The 17,874-nt window shown below is 46.1% G+C and carries 15 protein-coding genes; 12 read left to right on the top strand and 3 right to left on the bottom strand.

Annotated elements, in window-relative coordinates; translation table 11 throughout:
* Nucleotides 1-5 precede the first annotated feature (5 nt).
* The 3 genes from QP794_RS04175 (at nucleotide 6) to QP794_RS04165 (ending at nucleotide 3,593) form a co-directional block, all read left to right on the top strand.
* Nucleotides 6-1,559 (top strand): nucleotide sugar dehydrogenase, encoded by a 1,554-nt coding sequence (locus QP794_RS04175; RefSeq protein WP_285075074.1) that lies wholly within the window; start codon nucleotides 6-8, stop codon nucleotides 1,557-1,559.
* Nucleotides 1,546-2,292, top strand: a complete 747-nt coding sequence (locus QP794_RS04170) for a class I SAM-dependent methyltransferase (RefSeq protein WP_024629412.1) — start codon at nucleotides 1,546-1,548, stop codon at nucleotides 2,290-2,292. Before QP794_RS04175 ends, QP794_RS04170 begins: the two co-directional genes overlap by 14 nt.
* 191 nt (nucleotides 2,293-2,483) lie before the next feature.
* Nucleotides 2,484-3,593: a glycosyltransferase family 2 protein gene (locus tag QP794_RS04165; RefSeq protein ID WP_285075073.1), complete on the top strand. Its 1,110-nt coding sequence runs from the start codon at nucleotides 2,484-2,486 to the stop codon at nucleotides 3,591-3,593.
* A gap of 82 nt (nucleotides 3,594-3,675) precedes the next feature.
* On the opposite strand, the gene QP794_RS04160 is transcribed toward QP794_RS04165, so the two are convergent.
* Nucleotides 3,676-4,197 carry a DUF5412 family protein gene (locus QP794_RS04160; protein ID WP_285075072.1) on the bottom strand — a complete coding sequence of 174 codons (522 nt, stop codon included), beginning with the start codon at nucleotides 4,195-4,197 and terminating at the stop codon, nucleotides 3,676-3,678.
* Between the two features lie 331 nt (nucleotides 4,198-4,528).
* Between QP794_RS04160 and QP794_RS04155 the strand changes: the two genes are divergently transcribed.
* The 3 genes from QP794_RS04155 to QP794_RS04145 all read left to right on the top strand — a co-directional run bounded on the left by QP794_RS04155 (nucleotide 4,529) and on the right by QP794_RS04145 (nucleotide 10,160).
* Nucleotides 4,529-5,359, top strand: coding sequence for an Rpn family recombination-promoting nuclease/putative transposase (locus QP794_RS04155; RefSeq protein ID WP_285075071.1), 831 nt, complete (start codon nucleotides 4,529-4,531; stop codon nucleotides 5,357-5,359).
* 341 nt (nucleotides 5,360-5,700) lie between these two features.
* Nucleotides 5,701-7,581 carry a DNA helicase RecQ gene (gene recQ / locus QP794_RS04150; RefSeq protein WP_285075070.1) on the top strand — a complete coding sequence of 627 codons (1,881 nt, stop codon included), beginning with the start codon at nucleotides 5,701-5,703 and terminating at the stop codon, nucleotides 7,579-7,581.
* 542 nt (nucleotides 7,582-8,123) lie between these two features.
* Nucleotides 8,124-10,160, top strand: a complete 2,037-nt coding sequence (locus tag QP794_RS04145; protein WP_285075069.1) for a B12-binding domain-containing radical SAM protein — start codon at nucleotides 8,124-8,126, stop codon at nucleotides 10,158-10,160.
* A 758-nt stretch (nucleotides 10,161-10,918) separates the two neighbouring features.
* On the opposite strand, the gene QP794_RS04140 is transcribed toward QP794_RS04145, so the two are convergent.
* The gene (locus QP794_RS04140; RefSeq protein WP_285075068.1) at nucleotides 10,919-12,082 is read right to left on the bottom strand and encodes an acyltransferase family protein; all 1,164 of its coding nucleotides are present in this window, start codon (nucleotides 12,080-12,082) and stop codon (nucleotides 10,919-10,921) included.
* A gap of 251 nt (nucleotides 12,083-12,333) precedes the next feature.
* On the opposite strand from QP794_RS04140, the gene QP794_RS04135 reads away from it, so the two are divergent.
* On the top strand, nucleotides 12,334-12,966 hold the full coding sequence (locus tag QP794_RS04135; protein WP_285075067.1) for a DUF1643 domain-containing protein: 633 nt from the start codon (nucleotides 12,334-12,336) through the stop codon (nucleotides 12,964-12,966).
* Between the two features lie 153 nt (nucleotides 12,967-13,119).
* On the top strand, nucleotides 13,120-13,773 hold the full coding sequence (locus tag QP794_RS04130; RefSeq protein WP_285075066.1) for a DUF4367 domain-containing protein: 654 nt from the start codon (nucleotides 13,120-13,122) through the stop codon (nucleotides 13,771-13,773).
* Between the two features lie 288 nt (nucleotides 13,774-14,061).
* Here QP794_RS04130 and QP794_RS04125 read toward each other — a convergent pair whose 3' ends face one another.
* On the bottom strand, nucleotides 14,062-14,763 hold the full coding sequence (locus QP794_RS04125) for an NAD(P)-dependent oxidoreductase (RefSeq protein ID WP_285075065.1): 702 nt from the start codon (nucleotides 14,761-14,763) through the stop codon (nucleotides 14,062-14,064).
* Between the two features lie 178 nt (nucleotides 14,764-14,941).
* Here QP794_RS04125 and QP794_RS04120 point away from each other — a divergent pair, with 178 nt between their 5' ends.
* From QP794_RS04120 to QP794_RS04105, 4 genes are all read left to right on the top strand, one after another.
* A complete protein-coding gene (locus QP794_RS04120) occupies nucleotides 14,942-15,505 on the top strand; it encodes a TetR/AcrR family transcriptional regulator (protein WP_285075214.1) in 564 nt (187 codons plus the stop codon).
* A gap of 105 nt (nucleotides 15,506-15,610) precedes the next feature.
* On the top strand, nucleotides 15,611-15,940 hold the full coding sequence (locus tag QP794_RS04115; protein ID WP_285075064.1) for a DUF3024 domain-containing protein: 330 nt from the start codon (nucleotides 15,611-15,613) through the stop codon (nucleotides 15,938-15,940).
* 472 nt (nucleotides 15,941-16,412) lie between these two features.
* Entirely contained in the window at nucleotides 16,413-17,039 is a 627-nt protein-coding gene (locus QP794_RS04110; RefSeq protein WP_285075063.1) for a Type 1 glutamine amidotransferase-like domain-containing protein, read from the top strand.
* Between the two features lie 274 nt (nucleotides 17,040-17,313).
* Nucleotides 17,314-17,643, top strand: coding sequence for a low molecular weight protein tyrosine phosphatase family protein (locus tag QP794_RS04105; RefSeq protein ID WP_285075213.1), 330 nt, complete (start codon nucleotides 17,314-17,316; stop codon nucleotides 17,641-17,643).
* Nucleotides 17,644-17,874: the final 231 nt, after the last annotated feature.

The following is a 17,874-nucleotide window of genomic DNA, read 5'->3' as shown; positions in this document are numbered from 1 at the left end:
ACCGTTTGGAGGCGGAAGGAATGGAAGAGAGCAGCAAGTTGGGTGGAAATAAGGAAACACAGGAACGTACCACGCTTCAAAACATAAACAACCGCTCCCTGAAAGCCGCCGTCATCGGTCTGGGATATGTCGGTTTACCCATGGCAGTCGAGATGGCGCAGGCGGGGTATCGGGTGCAGGGGATTGACATCGATGAAGCAAAGGTCGCTAAGCTGACTGCCGGAAATTCTTACATTATCGGCATTAAAGATAAGGCTGTACAATCCCTTGCTCAGGCTGGATTATTCATGGCGGGCACGGATTACGCCGCAGTAGCGCAGGCCGACGTCATTGTTATCTGTGTGCCTACGCCTTTGACCGCGGATCACCAGCCAGACATTTCATTTATCGCTGCAGCCGTGGATGGCATAACGCCTTATCTTCAGGAGGGCTGTCTTGTCATATTGGAGAGTACCACGTATCCCGGCACCACTGAGGAGCGTGTAATGCAGCCGATTGAGGCCGCGAAAGGGTGGAAAGTAGGGCAGCAGTTCCATGTCTGTTATTCTCCAGAGCGGGTAGATCCGGGAAGTGTGCATTACGGCGTAAAAAATACACCGAAGATCATTGGCGGCTCCACGCCAGCCTGTCTGTCCTATGGAAAAGCATTCTACGGTTCGTTCCTGAACGAAATCGTTCCCGTTAGTTCAACGACAGTGGCGGAGACGGCCAAACTGTTCGAAAATACATTTCGCAGTGTGAATATCGCACTCGTGAACGAACTGACACCCGCCTGTGAGCAAATGGGCGTAAACATCTGGGAGGTGCTGGACGCTGCGGCGACCAAGCCTTTTGGCTATATGCCGTTCTATCCGGGTCCGGGTATTGGTGGGCACTGCATTCCAATTGACCCGATCTATCTGTCCTGGGCCGCTGGCCGTCAGGGATCGGAGCTGCAATTCATTACGCTTGCGGATGCGACCAATCGGAAAATGCCGGAACGCGTTGTGAAGCGTGCTGCAGAGCTGCTCGAACAGAATGGCTCGTCGATGCAGGCAGCTCGCATTGTGCTGGCCGGTATGGCTTACAAAAAAGATATCGACGACCTGCGTGAATCTCCAGCGCTGGATGTCTTCAGGCTGCTGGAAGCAGCTGGGGCAAATGTGGTCTTCACCGATCCGATGGTATCTGTCTTCCGCAAGGATGATGGCACGACTGCTCATGCTCAACCAGCATCACCAGCATTGTGGGCGGGGGCTGATCTGGTGATGATTACGACGGATCATACGGGCTTCAATTATCAGGAGATGGCGGACCACGCGAAGCTGGTCTTTGATACACGTAACGCAACCGCAGGCTGTGTGGGTGGAAATATTGTGGTGCTCGGCCAGCCGATTCGGCCGGATGTGAATGTGGTGCAAGGTGTGAAGGAAGTACATGACATGCAAGTTCATGAGAACATGCGTGTAGATCAGACGGTGGATGGGGATGAGCAGGGATTGTCAGGCCAAATCGAGGCAGACCGTGAACACCTGAAACACTCACACGAAAATTTTGGAGGCAGCCATGGCGAATCATGATCGGGTAAACGAGCGTTATTATGGCGAGATCAATTCAGAGGAATCACACGAAGCTACACGTACACGTGTTCACTGGATGTGCCGGGAAGCGACAGGCAAGCGGATACTGGATGTTGGGTGCAGCCAGGGAGTCACTTCCATTTTGCTGGCGCGGGAAGGCTTTCGGGTGACCGGAATTGATCTGGAAGAAGAGAGTATACAATACGCGCGAGCGGAACTGGAGAAGGAGTCCAGACCCGTGCGGAACAATGTGGATTTTCGCTTATTGGATATTACGCAATGGAAAGCCAGAACCACCTTTGATACGGTACTGCTCGGCGAGGTGCTGGAGCACTTTGCCCATCCGGAGACGTTATTGCTGCAAATTCACCGACTGCTGCAGGAGGAGGGAACCCTGGTTGTGACTGTGCCGTATGGTTACCATCCCTTTTACGATCACAAGCAGACGTTCTATGCCGGTAATCTGGCGATGTGCCTGCTGCCGTATTTTGAAGTATTGAAGCTGGAAGTGCATCATAAATATCTATGTTGCGTGGCACGCAAGCGGCGGAAAACGCAGCTGTATATGTCACCAACCCTGAACCAACTGACGGAATGGATGGAGCTGGATCATGTACATTTTGCCGAGGTGGAGAAGAATCATCTTCGCCTTATGAATCAGCGCAAGAAAGCTCTGGACAATGCGGTGGAGCAGGTTAAACGTCTGCGTCGTCAAGAGAACGGAGAAGGGTAACGGATGATAATTGGATGAATTTGAAGCTTGAGGGTGAAGGTCAAGGTAAAGCCAGGAGGCAGGCAGGAAGATAGGAAGGAAGCCAAGTAGGCAAGTGACAAGTACGTAGAAAAGAGTAAGGCAGTCACACAACTGTAGCAATACGCGCAAGACAGGAAGGGGCTTAAACCGTGATCACCATCAGTCTGTGTATGATTGTGAAGAACGAACAACGCACGCTTGCGCGCTGTCTCGACTCGGTCGCCGGAATCGCGGACGAAATTATTATTGTAGATACCGGATCTTCCGACCGTACGATCGAGATCGCCGCGCAGTATACCGACCGTGTCTACACGTATGAGTGGAAGGACGATTTTGCCGCCGCGCGGAATTATTCATTCGACCAGGCTACGCAGGAGTATATCCTGTGGCTGGACGCGGATGATGTGCTGCTTCCCGCTGATCGGGCGAAGCTGGAGCTGCTGAAGCAGCAGCTGCCGTCCGGCGGTGAGACGGCGGCTGTGATGTTGAGCTATACGCTGGCCGAGGGGCCGGAGGGAAGTCCGCTTGTGACGGACCGACGGTTGCGCCTCGTCAAGCGGGGGGCGGGGTGCCGCTGGCATGGCCGGCTGCACGAGCAGTTGGACTTCCCGCAGGGCGGGGTCATCACGGCAGACATTGCCGTCACGCACCGCCGCGAAGCGGGCCATCATTCGGCGCGAAACGTGCGCATTCTGCGCAAATGGATCGCCGAAGAGGGCGCAGCCCAGGGACGCCTGCTGTTCTATTATGCAGGCGAATGCTTCGACCGCCAGCGCTATGCGGCGGCGGTTCGGGCGTACGCGAAGCTGCTGCTGGAGCCGAGCGGTTATCGCGAGGATCGGCTCATTGCCTGCGCGCGTCTGGCGGAATGTTATGAGCGGCTTGGCGAGCCGGGAAGGAAGCTGGGTGCGCTGCTGCAGTCATTTCAATTCGATCTGCCACATGCCGACTTCTGCTGCGCCATCGCTGCCTGTTTCCAGGAGCGGCAGGAGCTGGTCTCCGCCATCTACTGGTATATGCAAGCGTTGGATGTCAGCAGCCACGATCCGGGTCTGCGTCCTGTGCCTGCGGCATGCCGCACCTGGCTGCCCCATGCCCGGCTCTCACTTTGTTACGCTCACATGGGCAATTGGGAGCAGGCGATCCTGCATAATGGCAAAGCAAGGGAATATCTGCCGAATGATCCCGGCCTGCTCGCCAATCGGCGGAAGATTGAAGCGGTGTTGAGTAAGGGGAACAGGGGCCTGGAGGAGCAAGAGCAAGAGCAAGAGCAAGAGTAGTGTTGATCCGTTCTAGATGTGAAACAAGAGTAGCCCCGCTGGGCCATGAGAGATGGGGAGTGGGGCTGCTTATTTGTATTTTCTACTTTTCAAGTGCCAGGCACCGCACGTACTGATCCTTCATGCGCAGGCTCCGGCATGCCCAGCCCCAACCGTCATAGATTTCATCATCGATGTTTAGTGTAATGCTATCATCGCTGTACTCGTTCCGGTTTTCGATCCGGAGCGTATTTTCATTTTTCCATTCAAGGTGGTTGGCCCCGTGATGTTCAGCTCGATATATGGTCTTTACTGAGAGCACGTCCGGGGCAATGATCTTCTTCACATCCACCCAGATTGTGACTCCACCTGCCGCACCACCATAAGGCACACCGTACATCTCGGCGACATACTCTCCATTTGGAGATGGCATCGTGTAGGCGAGTTCCCCTTGTTCAGAGCGATCAAACGTGGAGTAGTAAGGGCGAAGCATGAAATACAGGAACACGGTGGCAAACAGGGCCAGAATCAATAACGTAAATGCGGTGAATATCGGATGTCGACGTATCCAAGGCTTGCGTTTCGAAACGTTTGAAGAATCACTAGCATGTGCATGTTGTTCCATACTAAAACGGGCCTCCTTTAAAGGCAGTGGGTTCGAACGAGATGTGGAAAATGGATATGTAGGTATGTAAATATCTTTTCTGTAAGTAATTCGTTAATCGATGGTAACACATTATGTGTATTAATTAATAACAAATAAGTTAAAATAACCCTTATTCAATTGAGGATAAAGTTAGAGGGAGGACAAAGACTTTGTTAACAAACTTGGGTATTTAAGAAGCCGCAAGAGTGAGTAGTTTTACGTGGAATGTTTAACTTACATAAAGGTGGTTGATGCTGCAATTAAGCACACCAAGCATGGTATAATAGTAAGAAACGGAGTTGATGGTCAGATGTCTGATTTACTCGATCCTCGGAACGATTTTGTTTTCAAGCGTATTTTTGGCAGTGAAGAAAATAAAGATGTGCTGCTGGTCTTCTTGAACCGAACGTTTGCAGAATCGGGGGAACAGCCGTTGACGGAGATTGTACTCCTTAATCCGTATACCGATAAAGATGCTCCGCTGGATAAACAGTCCATATTTGATATTTGGGCGAAAACAGCTGAAGGTAAATTGATCAACATTGAGATGCAGTTGTTTAATAAATACGATATTGAAAAACGAACCCTATACTATTGGAGCAAGCGTTATTCCAGTCAGTTGCAGGAAGGCCAAACGTACAAGGAACTGAAAAAGTGTGTGACGATTAATATTCTAAATTACTCATTTATCACAAATGAGCGCTATCATAATGTATTTCATCTGAGGGAAGACCATACTGGACTTGAATTGAGTGATGATCTCGAAGTTCATTTTATGGAGCTGTCCAAGCTGGATGATCAATCCCTTCCGATGGAAGGTGGTCTGATTAACTGGCTTTTGTTCCTGAAAGGTGCTGACAAATCCAATTGGGAGGTGCTGCAAATGAATGAACCTACATTGAAGAAAGCGATGGATACGCTGGAGTTTCTGAGTCAGGATCGGGAGGCGCGTCGACTGTACGAGGAACGACAGAAGTATTTGCATGATGAAGCCTCAATGATTGAGTGGGCTACGGAGAAGGGTGAACGTAAAAAAGCTCTTGAGATTGCAAAAAATATGCTTTCATTTGGCATCGAAGTTTCAGTCATTGCTAAAACAAGCGGTCTAACAGAGTCTGAAGTTGAGGCGCTGAAAGACTAGCAATTGCACGCTAAATCCAAACAATCGTCTTGTCCCCAAAAGGGCAGGCGGTTGTTTTTTTATTTTACTAGAATGTTCAATCAGACCTGATTCTTCTTGCAATCTTTCAGATAGCGAAGGTGATACCGCTGTTACTTATTTACCAAAGATCGTTTTCATTAAAACGCGGTTGCTCAATCGGGTCTGGGCCGTTAAACTAAAGGGAGCGGCGTTTGCTTGACGGACAAGTCATGAGAACGCCATTTTGTTGTCAAGGATGCGGCTTATGCCGCTTTCGGATGTCAGAATCGGATCGGACCAAGCTGGTGGAAGAACACCGGTGATAAGTAAGGAGTCTTTACATGAGTGTGCAAACACCTACATTAGAAGAAGCGCAGGGTCTCCTGCAAAAATATTATGGCTACCCCGACTTCCGTGAGGGACAGAAAAAGATCGTAGCCAGCCTGCTCGAACGCGAAGATACGCTGGGCATTATGCCAACCGGAGGCGGGAAATCGATCTGTTATCAGATCCCCGCTCTGTTATATTCGGGACTTACACTTGTCGTCTCCCCATTGATTTCGTTAATGAAGGACCAGGTCGATGCGTTGACCACGGCTGGTATTGCAGCCGCCTATATTAATAGTACACTCAGCGGCAAAGAAGTGAATGATCGCATCCGCGCGGCGCAGCGCGGTGAGCTGAAGCTGCTCTATGTCGCGCCTGAGCGACTGGAGCTGGACTGGTTCCGCGAGGAGATGGGCTATTTGCCAATCTCATGCGTTGCTGTGGATGAGGCCCACTGTGTGTCACAGTGGGGACATGATTTTCGGACAAGCTACCTTGCGGTAGCGCCGTTTGTGGACAGTTTGCCGGAGCGGCCTGTGGTTGCGGCCTTTACGGCAACGGCGACGCCCGAGGTCATGGGCGATATTCTGCGGCTGCTGCGTTTGCAGGACCCGCAGACGTATGTGACCGGACTTGGGCGGGATAATCTAGCGTTCAGCGTGCTGCGCGGCGAGAGCAAGAAGGATTTTGTCTTGAATTACGCGCGCGAGCATGCGAGCGAGCCGGGTATTGTATACGCCGCGACCCGTAAGGACGTGGACGATCTGCATCAGCGTTTGTTGCAGGCGGGATTGCCAGCAGGACGTTACCATGCCGGGATGACGGACGATGAACGGGCCCAGAACCAGGAAGCTTTTTTGTACGATGATATCCGGGTAATGGTAGCTACGAATGCCTTCGGGATGGGGATTGATAAATCCAACGTCCGTTATGTTATTCATAACAGCATGCCGAAGAACATGGAGGCATACGTGCAGGAAGCCGGGCGTGCGGGACGGGACGGAGAGCCGAGCCAGTGCATTTTGTTATTCGGAGCACAGGACATTATTACTCAGAAGTTTCTGATTGAGCAGAACCCGATGGAGGGCGACCGCAAGCAGAACGATTACCGGAAGCTGCAGCAGATGGTAGATTATTGTTACACGACGCGCTGCCTGCGTAGTGCGCAGCTGGATTATTTCGGTGAGGTGCATGAGGACAAGCCGTGCGGCATTTGCAGTTCATGTACGGACGACCGCGAGCTGGTGGATATGACGATTGATGCGCAGAAAATATTCAGCTGCATTCACCGCATGCGTGAACGATATGGTGTATCGCTGGTCGCTTCGGTGCTCAAAGGCTCCCGTGCCAAAAAAGTGCTCGATTACGGCTTCAACTCCCTGCCAACCTATGGCGTAATGGGCAATCGTACAGAACGTGAGATCGCGGAGATCATCAACGTCATGGTATCGGAAGGATATCTGATGCTGTCCGAGGGACAGTATCCAGTCGTTCGTTTGCAGCCACTTGCGGTGGAAGTGCTGAAAGGCCAACGTGAAGTGATGCAGCGGGTGGTCCGCAAGACGGCTGCAACCGCTTCGGGTACGAACTACGGCGGACGTCGCGGACGCGATTCGATGCCATCTGCAGTTAACGAGACGGTCTTTGAGCAGCTGCGTCTGATCCGTCGTGATTTGGCGGCGAAAGAGCATGTGCCGTCGTACATTATTTTCAATGACGCGACCTTGCGCGAGATGAGTGTGGTATGTCCACAGACAGAACGTGACATGCTGGATATCAAAGGGGTCGGTGAGGTGAAGTACCGCAAGTACGGACTGCCGTTCCTGGAGTTTTTCCAGAAGCAAACGGGCGAAGATGTGGATACGGATGACGATGCGTTTTACGAGTATGAGTGAGTTGATGGATGTATGCTTTCGTTTGTGTAAAGTTCAAGTTCAAGTGTTCAAATAGATGAGATATATGTATTTAGATTTAGGAATGGTTCGTCCATGAATATGGGGAATCGTTCGGTATCAGTGTTTTGTATATAGTGGATAGTGAATACAACGCGATTGAGACTTACCACAGATGGGAAACGAATGAGGACTTTTACAAGGTACATTTGGATATATTGTCTCTGTAGGGTGGACAAAAGAAGGCGGATTGTCTTCCAAAGGGTGGACATTGGTATTAGATATGGCAAACAGTAGCGTATACAACATGTAGTTTGATTGTGCGAATCAAATACTGTATATTGTGTTTTGGGTTTGGCGGGATGTATATGTCTTTTTGAAAAGAGTGTCCACTCTTTGAAAGACAAAACCTTGATATGTCCATGAGAAGTGGAATGGCTATCATTAGAGAGGTTTGTATGAACAGCATCCGGGGCAGGATGGCTGTGCAGCTTTCCTTTTTACCAAAAAATATGGTCTGGAAGTCCAGGCAAAGGTTGTGAACCATGAAAGTTATTCTTTCTACATTAAATGCAAAGTATATCCATACCTCCTTGGCCTTGCGGTGTCTGAAGGCGTACAGTGAGAAGGATTTTGATATTGAGCTGGCCGAGTATACGATCAAGGACCCGGTCATGAATATTGTGTCCGATCTGTATCAGCGTGGGGCTGACATGATCGGGTTCTCGTGTTATATCTGGAACATTGAAGAGACGATTAAGGTCATTGATATTTTGAAAAAGGTTATGCCTGATGTCAAAATTCTGCTGGGCGGGCCGGAAGTGTCCTACGACACGGAGTATTGGATGAACCGGATTCCCAATGTCGATTTCATCGTCATGGGTGAAGGGGAAGAAACACTGCATCAGCTCTTGACGGAGCTGGAGGGGGACAAGAAGTTTCATTTTGTGTATGGACTGGCGTATCGCAAAGGGGAAGAGGTCATTCTCATGCCAGGACGGCCAAAAGCGGATCTGAACGATTTGCCGTCACCGCACCGTTTTGAAGAGGATATCCCGGATCTCGGTAAACGCGTTGTTTATTTTGAAACTAGCCGGGGCTGTCCGTTCAGTTGTCAGTTCTGTCTGTCCAGTATTGAGGTTGGCGTGCGGTATTACGATATTGAGCGGACGAAGTCGGACATTCTGTACCTGATCGAGAAGGGTGCGAAGCTGATTAAGTTCGTGGACCGGACGTTCAACATCAAGCGGGACTATGCGCTCGAAATGTTCAAGTTCCTGATCGAGAATCATCAGGGGACGGTGTTCCAGTTTGAAATTACGGCTGACATCATGCGTCCCGAGGTACTGGACTATCTGGCAGAGAATGCGCCTCCGGGTACATTCCGGTTCGAGATTGGGGTGCAGTCTACGAATGATCCAACCAATGAACTGGTGAAACGCCGCCAGAACTTCTCGAAACTGAGTCGTACCGTTAACAAAGTGAAAGCTAGTGGAAAAATCGACCAGCATCTGGATCTCATCGCCGGACTGCCGGAGGAAGATTACAATACGTTCCGCAAGACGTTTAACGATGTATTTGCCCTGGGGCCGGAAGAGCTTCAGCTCGGATTCCTCAAAATGCTGCGCGGTACAGGTCTGCGTCTGGATGCGGAGAAGTACAACTACACGTACATGGATCACGCACCATATGAGATTCTGGGCAGTGACGTGCTGCCGTTCAGCGACATCGTGCGCTTGAAGCGGCTGGAAGATGTACTGGAGAAATATTGGAACGCACATCGGATGGACCATACGCTGAAGTATCTGATGGAGCAGGAATTTGACTCGCCGTTTGATTTCTTCCAGGCATTCGGGGATTACTGGGAGGGCCAGGGCTGGCAGAAGATCGGTCACCAGCTGGAGGATCTGTTCACTCGTCTGCATAGCTTCCTGGAGTCGCGCAACACGCCGCATATGGATATCGTGCTCGGCCTGATGAAGCTGGACTATTTCCTCGGCCACAAATACAAACCACGCAAAATCTGGTGGGAAGATCCGCTCCAGAAAGACCAGTGGGCGGGTTATATGAAAACGCTGGCTGAGCGTCCGGAAGACGTTCGCCTGCCGCGCATTGCCGGTGCCACAGGCACCGCATGGCTGGAAAGCAGCGGGACAAGTGTGAGTGCCGCTGGGGCAAGTTCGGCTGCTGCCGGGGAAGACTCTGCCGCAGATGCGGCGGGTGTGATCGGCAGCGATGGTGCTGCGTCGCTCCCTTTGGGCGACGCAGCAGGGTCCGCCGCGGATGGAGCGGCGGACGGGGTGGACGGCAACGCTTCGCGTGCGTTGCCGATGACCTCGGCCATGACCGCACAGACGGTCATGGGTGCCCGTGCTTTCGCCGACCTTGGACTCGGCGAAAAGGAACTGCAGAAGCACACCGTATTGGATGTGCTTCCGTTCCGGCTTGAGCGTGTGCTAGCTGGCGCCAGCCCGCTTGCCGCGAAAGGCCGGACGCTGCTGGTCGTTGTGTACCAGCAGCATGAAGGGCAGCAGGCGCAGTATTACACGCTGCCGCTGGGAGAAGAAGCCGCTGCCATGTAGGTGCAGCGGCATTGGGGTGAGCTGCATGGCCGATTGGCGGCATGCAGGGGGAGAAAGTGCCACGAGTTTGTGGCCGTGGCACTTTTTTTGCATGCATCACGGCAATGCGCTTGTGATGCTGCAATGATGAGCAACGCGCTAATGAACGCGGTGCGTCTCAAGAAGGTGCTGCACCCAGTGTGCGCAGCACCTCATCATTAAGCGGCTTGCCATCGTACAAGCCACGTTAAGCTCTACCTTTTACAACGTCATATACGCTCCAAAGCATCTGAAGATCGTCTGATTTCCTATTTGGGGAGAAGAAGGCCTTCTTTTTTGTTTTTCAAACTCATTACAGATAAACTCCAAAAAACATCCAATAGTATGCCGACGTCAACAACAATATTGTCTATGGCTGGCTTGAAAAGCTAATACAGCACATAGTTAGGTTTCACACAATTAGATGAGAAATGGTACCATCTGAAGCCCTTGGGATGACACAAGTGATATTTATAATTAACTATACATTTCGTTAAAGATTAATAAAGAAGGAGAACTTGGATTAATGTCTTAACACAAATAGCACTCCGTTTTTGGAGTGCTCTCTATGTATTTATACATATTATATATTTCTATTTGTTTTCTTAGGGGACAACCCTCCCCCATTAAAATAGTGAGGAACTCTCTACCAGGAGCTTTATATTTTAGTGGAAAAATCGTACCCAAAAAGGGTTGAAGCTTCTTCACTAAAATACAATTCATTCGCGTTAGATCATAACTCAGTTGAAATTTTCAGCTTGTATGCGTGCCGATCTTGGTAATGCTCCAACCAATCTCTTACCCATGACAATAAACGGCTTTTCGACATACAGATACAGAATGTATGACAAGGTAATTGTTATAGCTAATAATGACACAAAAGACAACCCCGCTGTAAGAAGTTTAGAATAGTTGAAATTTATGAAGAACTTTATTATGAAGGGCATTATTATCATATGTATCAAGTAAAGTGAATACGAAATGTCGGCGCCGAATTTAGACAATTTATTCGATAAGAGTCCAGCAAAAAATGATATGATTGAATAAATACTTCGAGGTAAAATATACTTTAAATTCTCATAGAACATTAAGAAAATGAGTCCGACAGTTAGGATAATTGTCAATTTATCCTCCATTGCGAGGATAATCAACCCGTTAAGTGTCACAAATCTCCATTTAATTTTTTTCAAGGCTGCCGCCGCAACCATCATACCCAAGATGAACACGGGCATTCTAAAGAAAAGGGCTGCAGGCATATCAAAATATGATTTTAAATAGTTGAGAGATAATACCGATAACGCAACAGAGAAGAGAGTTATTATACTAAATCTTAGACCCGTTTGTTTCCTAAATAGGATAGCAAAGATTATCGGAAATATAATATAGAATTGCATTTCTAGTGATAAGCTCCATGCTACTGATAGTATCGTACTATCCTGGTGGGGAATCAGCCCATGAAGAAAGAATAAATGAGAGAACATTCCAATCAATGTTGGGGTCTCTAATTTGCTCTCAGCACCAAAAACAGTGATTGAGCTCCCAGTGAAAAATTCCAATATTTCTTTCCTTAATAAATACATATTCTCAACAAGGAAAAAGGCTGCAATAATGGCAATGAAGTATACGGGGTAAAGTCTGAACAATCTGCGTAATATAAATTTTATTCCTGTGGGTGCCTCGAGAAATGGTTCTTTTTGTTCCCTGAGAATGTAGTGATAAGTCATCAAGAAACCAGTTACCAACATGAAGCCATTCACAGCTATTATAGGCTGTTGCAGTAGACTTGAAATAAAAGGAATATCGATGAAATTTTTTCCGCCAATAACAATATAGAAGTGTCCACAAACCACCCATAATGCTAATAATAATCGCAAACCATTCAGTACACTCGTGTTCAACTTCACTACCTAACACCTCTCCATCCACCTGTCTTTGATACATAATGTATCATTTAATATTTGTTTAAATCAAGTGGGAATTACCTGTACTGTCTAAGTTAGTTACGGTTGTTTCGGTGTCTGCTCTTGTCGTCGTCATTATTATGCTGTCTCCACCAATGACAGTGGAGCTCTTAGAACGAATAAAGGTATTTTATTCGGAAGGAAAGAATCTATTAGATGTTATCAGAAAATGGCGAAAGAGGAGAGACGTGATTATGGAAACCTACGCTCATTTTATATCCAAGAAAGTAAATGAAGAAATACGAATATTCAGACACCACACGGAGTTTCACTCTGTGAGTGGTCCTGGAAAAGTCATTGGCCTAGTTGTCATGATGAACCCTGGAGATGCGAGACCACTGGACGAAAATATCTTTGGTTTGCTCGAAAATTCCGAATACGAAACTGAAATCCCCGTTCTTACTAAGCCTGATAATACAATGAAAAAGGTTATGCGAATGATCCAAGAAGCCTATAGTCATAATAAACTTGCGTTCCCAAATCAATATTCCATTCATATCGAAAATATATTTAACATTCGCGAGAAAAATAGTGATAAGGCTAAAAAATCTGCAAAAAACATGAGTGGATTAGAAGATTTGATGTTTAAATCCAGAGAATTATTAGATGATTATGAATTTGTTTTTTTCGCTTGGGGGAAGTTGGATGTGGGGGTGGAACGTCAACGAGATTTTGCAGTAAAGTACCCACATGCCATTGTCGTAAATAAATTGAATTATAGAGGTAACATTAGGGACGTAAATTACCCGGTCCATCCTCTATACATGAAAACAGAGTTCTTTTTACATGCATCTCAGGATAAAATCAGGATGAGCATGTTTAAATAAGACACTAACATCATATAACAGTGTATTTTCGAATTGTTTATTCGGGCTCGGTCATACAGAAATTTCGGAAGTAAAGGCGGTCAGACCTACCAGTATGGATGGTGCGTAATCAAGAATCATTATCCCAAATCAACAAAAAGGAGTAAAGAGCATATGGAAATCAAAAATAAAGGTGGAGATGTACTTGGCAAAATTCAAATTGAATCACTTCGAAATGATCATGTCATTGATAAGGTCATACTGGATTTAAGACCAGGTGATGGGAAGGCAATCTACACTGCTGATACTACAGAGAACAAATTTACACAACAGACCAATTATGCAGCAATTACCTGGGACAATGGTTTCAAACAGTTACAAGAACAATGTTCTCCGTGGCAACCAAAATTTCCGGCTCATTCAGAAGTGCATGCCATTCATGTCTATTATGGATTTGATAATATAACATCAGATGAAATCAATGAAATGGTCGAAGAAAGTAAAGTGTCAAGGAAAAATGTGGTGGTACGAGACTTGAAGCCAAATAAGAAGCTTGTGGGTATCAGTATCACGTATCAAGAATATGGTACATTTAAACTTAACATCTTTGGGACGACCAAAAGTCGAATCCAGTTGCCTGACAATGATATGAACAATGTTAAGCAACTCAAGGTACGTGGTGTGGAAGCATTTTATATTTTGAATAACGAAACAGAGCGATTGGTTTGGATTGAAGAGAGTGTTAATGGGAAGGCGCTCCAATATGAAATTATCGGAAAGGATACGTCCAAAGAAGTTCTGATGAAGATTGCGGAATCTATGTGTTAAAGGGCTTTCATGCATTCAAGAGGGCATTGGTTTTGGATAACAATACACCTCCAGAACGGCGAAAGCCGTTCTTTGTTCTATTCACACGTACGTTAAAACTTTCGCACTCTTATTTGGGTTGGACAAAAGAATATATAGGATACAGAAGAGTATTAACACCGAAATGGAACGATTAGCTCATTCATGTTACATTTACCTTCCGATTTACGTTCGAAGTCATGCTGTTTATGCCAAAATGTATGGTTGCTTGTGCCGAATAATGAAATCCATATGTCATCGATGTCGATGTCACCGTCCCACATTAACAATTTTCCTGGTCCACTCAGGCTCACTGGTCGCCGCCCGCACCAAGCAGTCGGCACAGTCTGCAAAGGGCAGCGCCCCGAGTGGGTTGATGCGGGCTAATGGGCCTGCTGTATATTTTAAAGTACCCTCCGCGTATTGAAGCACGGATGCCCGTACAATGACCCAATCCAGTTCACTCCGTATTAGCGCTTGCTCTGCCATACCTTTATCCTTGATCGCCTTCCAAAAGATGCTGCGCATCAAACGTACAGCCAAGCCATTAACAAAGGAAAGCTCTTTACCATCGCTCAAGTTAATACCGCTCTGCATAACCAAGCGCTTAACGCCAGCACGATGACAGGCTGCAGCAATATTCGGAATTCCTTCGGACATAACGGTACCTGGTGAGAAGTTTGCCGCCATAACATTCATTCCAGCCCTAATGTTTCTAAAGTTCTTTTTGGCGGAATCTGGAGACAAGTTACTGGGAGGACCTATGCAACTGATGACCACATCTGCACCAGCAATGGCTTTGACCAGACTGGACTCGTCAAATACATCCCCCTGTCTGACGGTGAGTCCCTCTGCGGGAGATAACACTTCCGGCCGACGAGCAACGGCTACAACCTCATGTCCCAGTTCAAGTGCCCGCTCTATCACTTTCCTTCCAGTTCCCCCTGTGGCTCCAATAATTGCAATTTTCATGTTAATGAACTCCATTCCCATATGTGCATAAATGCACAATAGTGTATTAATAAGCAACTATGTATAATGGTATACAGAAATAGAAACGCTACAAGTCTTAAAAAGAGCGATTCCGTGCATTAGTTTACAAATCCTCTGAAATTGTGTAGTGATTATTAGGAAAGCTGGTGGATTTCAAGTGTTAAAGGTGGATCGCAGAATACGCAAATCCCAGGAAGCCATCAAAACGGCTGTTATTGAACTGATGCTCGAAAAAGATTTTGATCAAATTACGATACAGGATATCTCCGACAGAGCGGATGTTAGCCGAAGAACGATCTATCTTCATTACACGGACAAATTCGATCTTCTCGATAAGCTCATCGAAGAACATATTACGAACCTGGGGGAGATCTGTGAATCTACAGAAGACGATGCCAGTTATAGAGATATGGTGGAAGTGTGGTTCGAGTATTTCGAAAAGCACCCTTTGTTTTTCTCTGCACTACTTGCGAGTAAAGGAAACTCTTTTTTTCGCAATCAGTTTCTGGCCTTTTTCATTGGAGAACTGGGGAAAGGGAACAATATGTCCGAAGAGGGAAGCATTGCAGCAATAACGGAAGGGATAAATGTGGAGGTTCAGTTTCTGGGGGCGGCAATTGTTGGCGTAGTAGAATGGTGGTTTAAAAAGGAAAAGCCACTTTCTCCATCCGTTATGGCAGAGCGTATAGGTGCATTGCTTGAAAGGAATCTTGAAGTATAGAATATAGAGTTCAAAAAGAAATAACATGACGTAGAACTGAGAAACACCATGATATAATTGAGAACATTTAAACCAAAACCGATTAGGGCAGGAGAGTTAGAGAACATGGATGATTTTACTAAGAAGCGGATTCAAAAGATTATGGACAACTACACCGAAAATGCAGTACCCGAGCATGTACAAAGTCAGATTAAAATAGGCTATAAAATCAGAGGGAATCATGTGACGTTGATTGAAGAAAGACAAGCTTTCCAGAGCGATCAATGGGTACAGATGCCGGTAGCACAGTTCAGATTAGATGAAAAGGCATGGAAAGTGTATTGGCAGGACAGTAAAGGCAAATGGCATTTCATCGATGATATCGAACCGAACGAAGATTTTGAAACATTGCTCAAGATCGTGGATGAAGGTCATAACGGAATGTTCTGGGGTTAATCGAAAGCGTTGTTGGAGGGTTGGAAAAATGAAGGGGGACACGTGTATGATTATTTTCAAAGCAACCCAACTCACATTAAAAGATCTGAATGTCAAACCGGAAACCATCAAAGAGACAGATGCTTTCTTTAGTTGACATGTAAACTTTTTTACGCTGTATGGCAGAAAGCACTATGTGTTTATGAATGATTTATCCAGATTAAGTTTAACGGTTAGTGGGATTTGAACAAATCAGGCCAGTAAAAAGCCCATTCGATCGGATGGACATGGGAGAATGAGCGCTCTGCTAAATCTCCCTTTTTCGCCAAACATTTCTTCGCAAATTCCACAATATGGGTTATCATATACGTAGTTCAGATACTGGCCGGTGTGTATTGTATTTACGAAGTACATAAATTAGATGTTAGCAGAAATCAGGGGAATGCTTAATTAAATTAAAAAGATTATAAACTATTTAAGGACGGGGATTTCAATGAGTAGCTTGTTACTAACCTCTTGTGGTTTTTATACTGAAGATATTAAAAATCAATTTCTGGATTTTATTGATAGAGATATTTCTCAATTAAAGGTCTCTATTATTACAACAGCATCCCCTATGAAAGAAAATAATAGATATGCACAAAGGGCAATGCAAGATTTCAAGGACATGGGGTTTAAGCATATTAATTTTGTGGATATAGAATTTGATGACCCGCAAATTCTCATACATAGAGATGTTATATATATCAATGGTGGAAATCCATTTACATTATTGTATTACGCTAAGAAAAGTGGTGCTGATGAAATTATTAAAACACTGGCCGCACAGAATGTAATTATAGTTGGAGTAAGTGCTGGAGCGTTATTACTGGGGCCGAATATTAACATTGTCGATTTCTTTACTCCACAGATGAACACAATGGATTTAACGGATTTTAAGGCATTAGGTGTAACCGACAAGCTTATTTTTCCTCACTATGATAGAGAGGACGTATTTAAAGATAGTACTAATAAAACAATTGAAGAGAGAATAGTAGAATTTGAATCCAATGAGAACTGTAAGGTGACAAGGCTTAAAGATGAAGAATATATCTCAATCTTAATGAACCAAGCACATTGAAAGTCGTAAATTCATTGAAATTAGCACGAAGAAGCCCCTGAAATCTGCTAACACTGTATTCACGCTGCGGGGCTGCGCCCCTTGGTCTGCCAGAGGGATTTCGAGGAAGTAGTATCCAGCAGACAACTCCTGCGAGGCTAAGTCTTCGACCCAGTCGCTCCTTTAAGCCTCTTGGGTTCGTGAATACAACAACGTTATTAGAAATCGGGGTAATTGCTTAAGTTCAGGTGCTATAATAAAACAAAAATAATAGATATGAGATAGGTGACGAAGCATTAAATTACTATTTATTTGTAGTCGAAACAAATGGCGCAGCTTAACAGCAGAGAAGATTTTTGATGGATACAATGGATATCAAGTGCGATCTGCTGGAACAGAAGAGGGAGCTAGAATTAAAGTCACTGAAGGACACATTGGATGGGCAGAAATAATTTTTGTAATGGAGAAAAAACATGTAAGAAGGCTTAAAGATAAATTCTCAAATAAACTAATAAACAAACGTTTGGTATGCTTAAATATACCAGATGATTATGAATATATGGATGGAGAATTAATAGAGATATTGAAATCTAGAGTATCGGAATACGTTGAAGTACCAGAATAATAGTTAAGAACAAAAGTAAGGAGTACGAAAAAGAGCATTTTGTAAGTAGCTCAAGGGGGACCCCGACATCTTATAACATAATATTCAAGCCGCGGCTCCGATGGTGCCTTGGTCTGCTGATGCATTTCGAAGAGGAATTTCAGCAGACAACCCCCGTTGGGGTTCATGAATACGGGAACGTTATGTGAAATTCCCTGAGAGCTTTAAAACATAATGACACTTTTTGGAGGT

Source organism: Paenibacillus sp. UMB7766-LJ446 (assembly GCF_030226665.1).
GTDB lineage: Bacteria > Bacillota > Bacilli > Paenibacillales > Paenibacillaceae > Paenibacillus > Paenibacillus vandeheii.
Note: the sequence above shows the minus strand (reverse complement) of the source record. Positions and strands in the feature narration are given on the sequence as shown.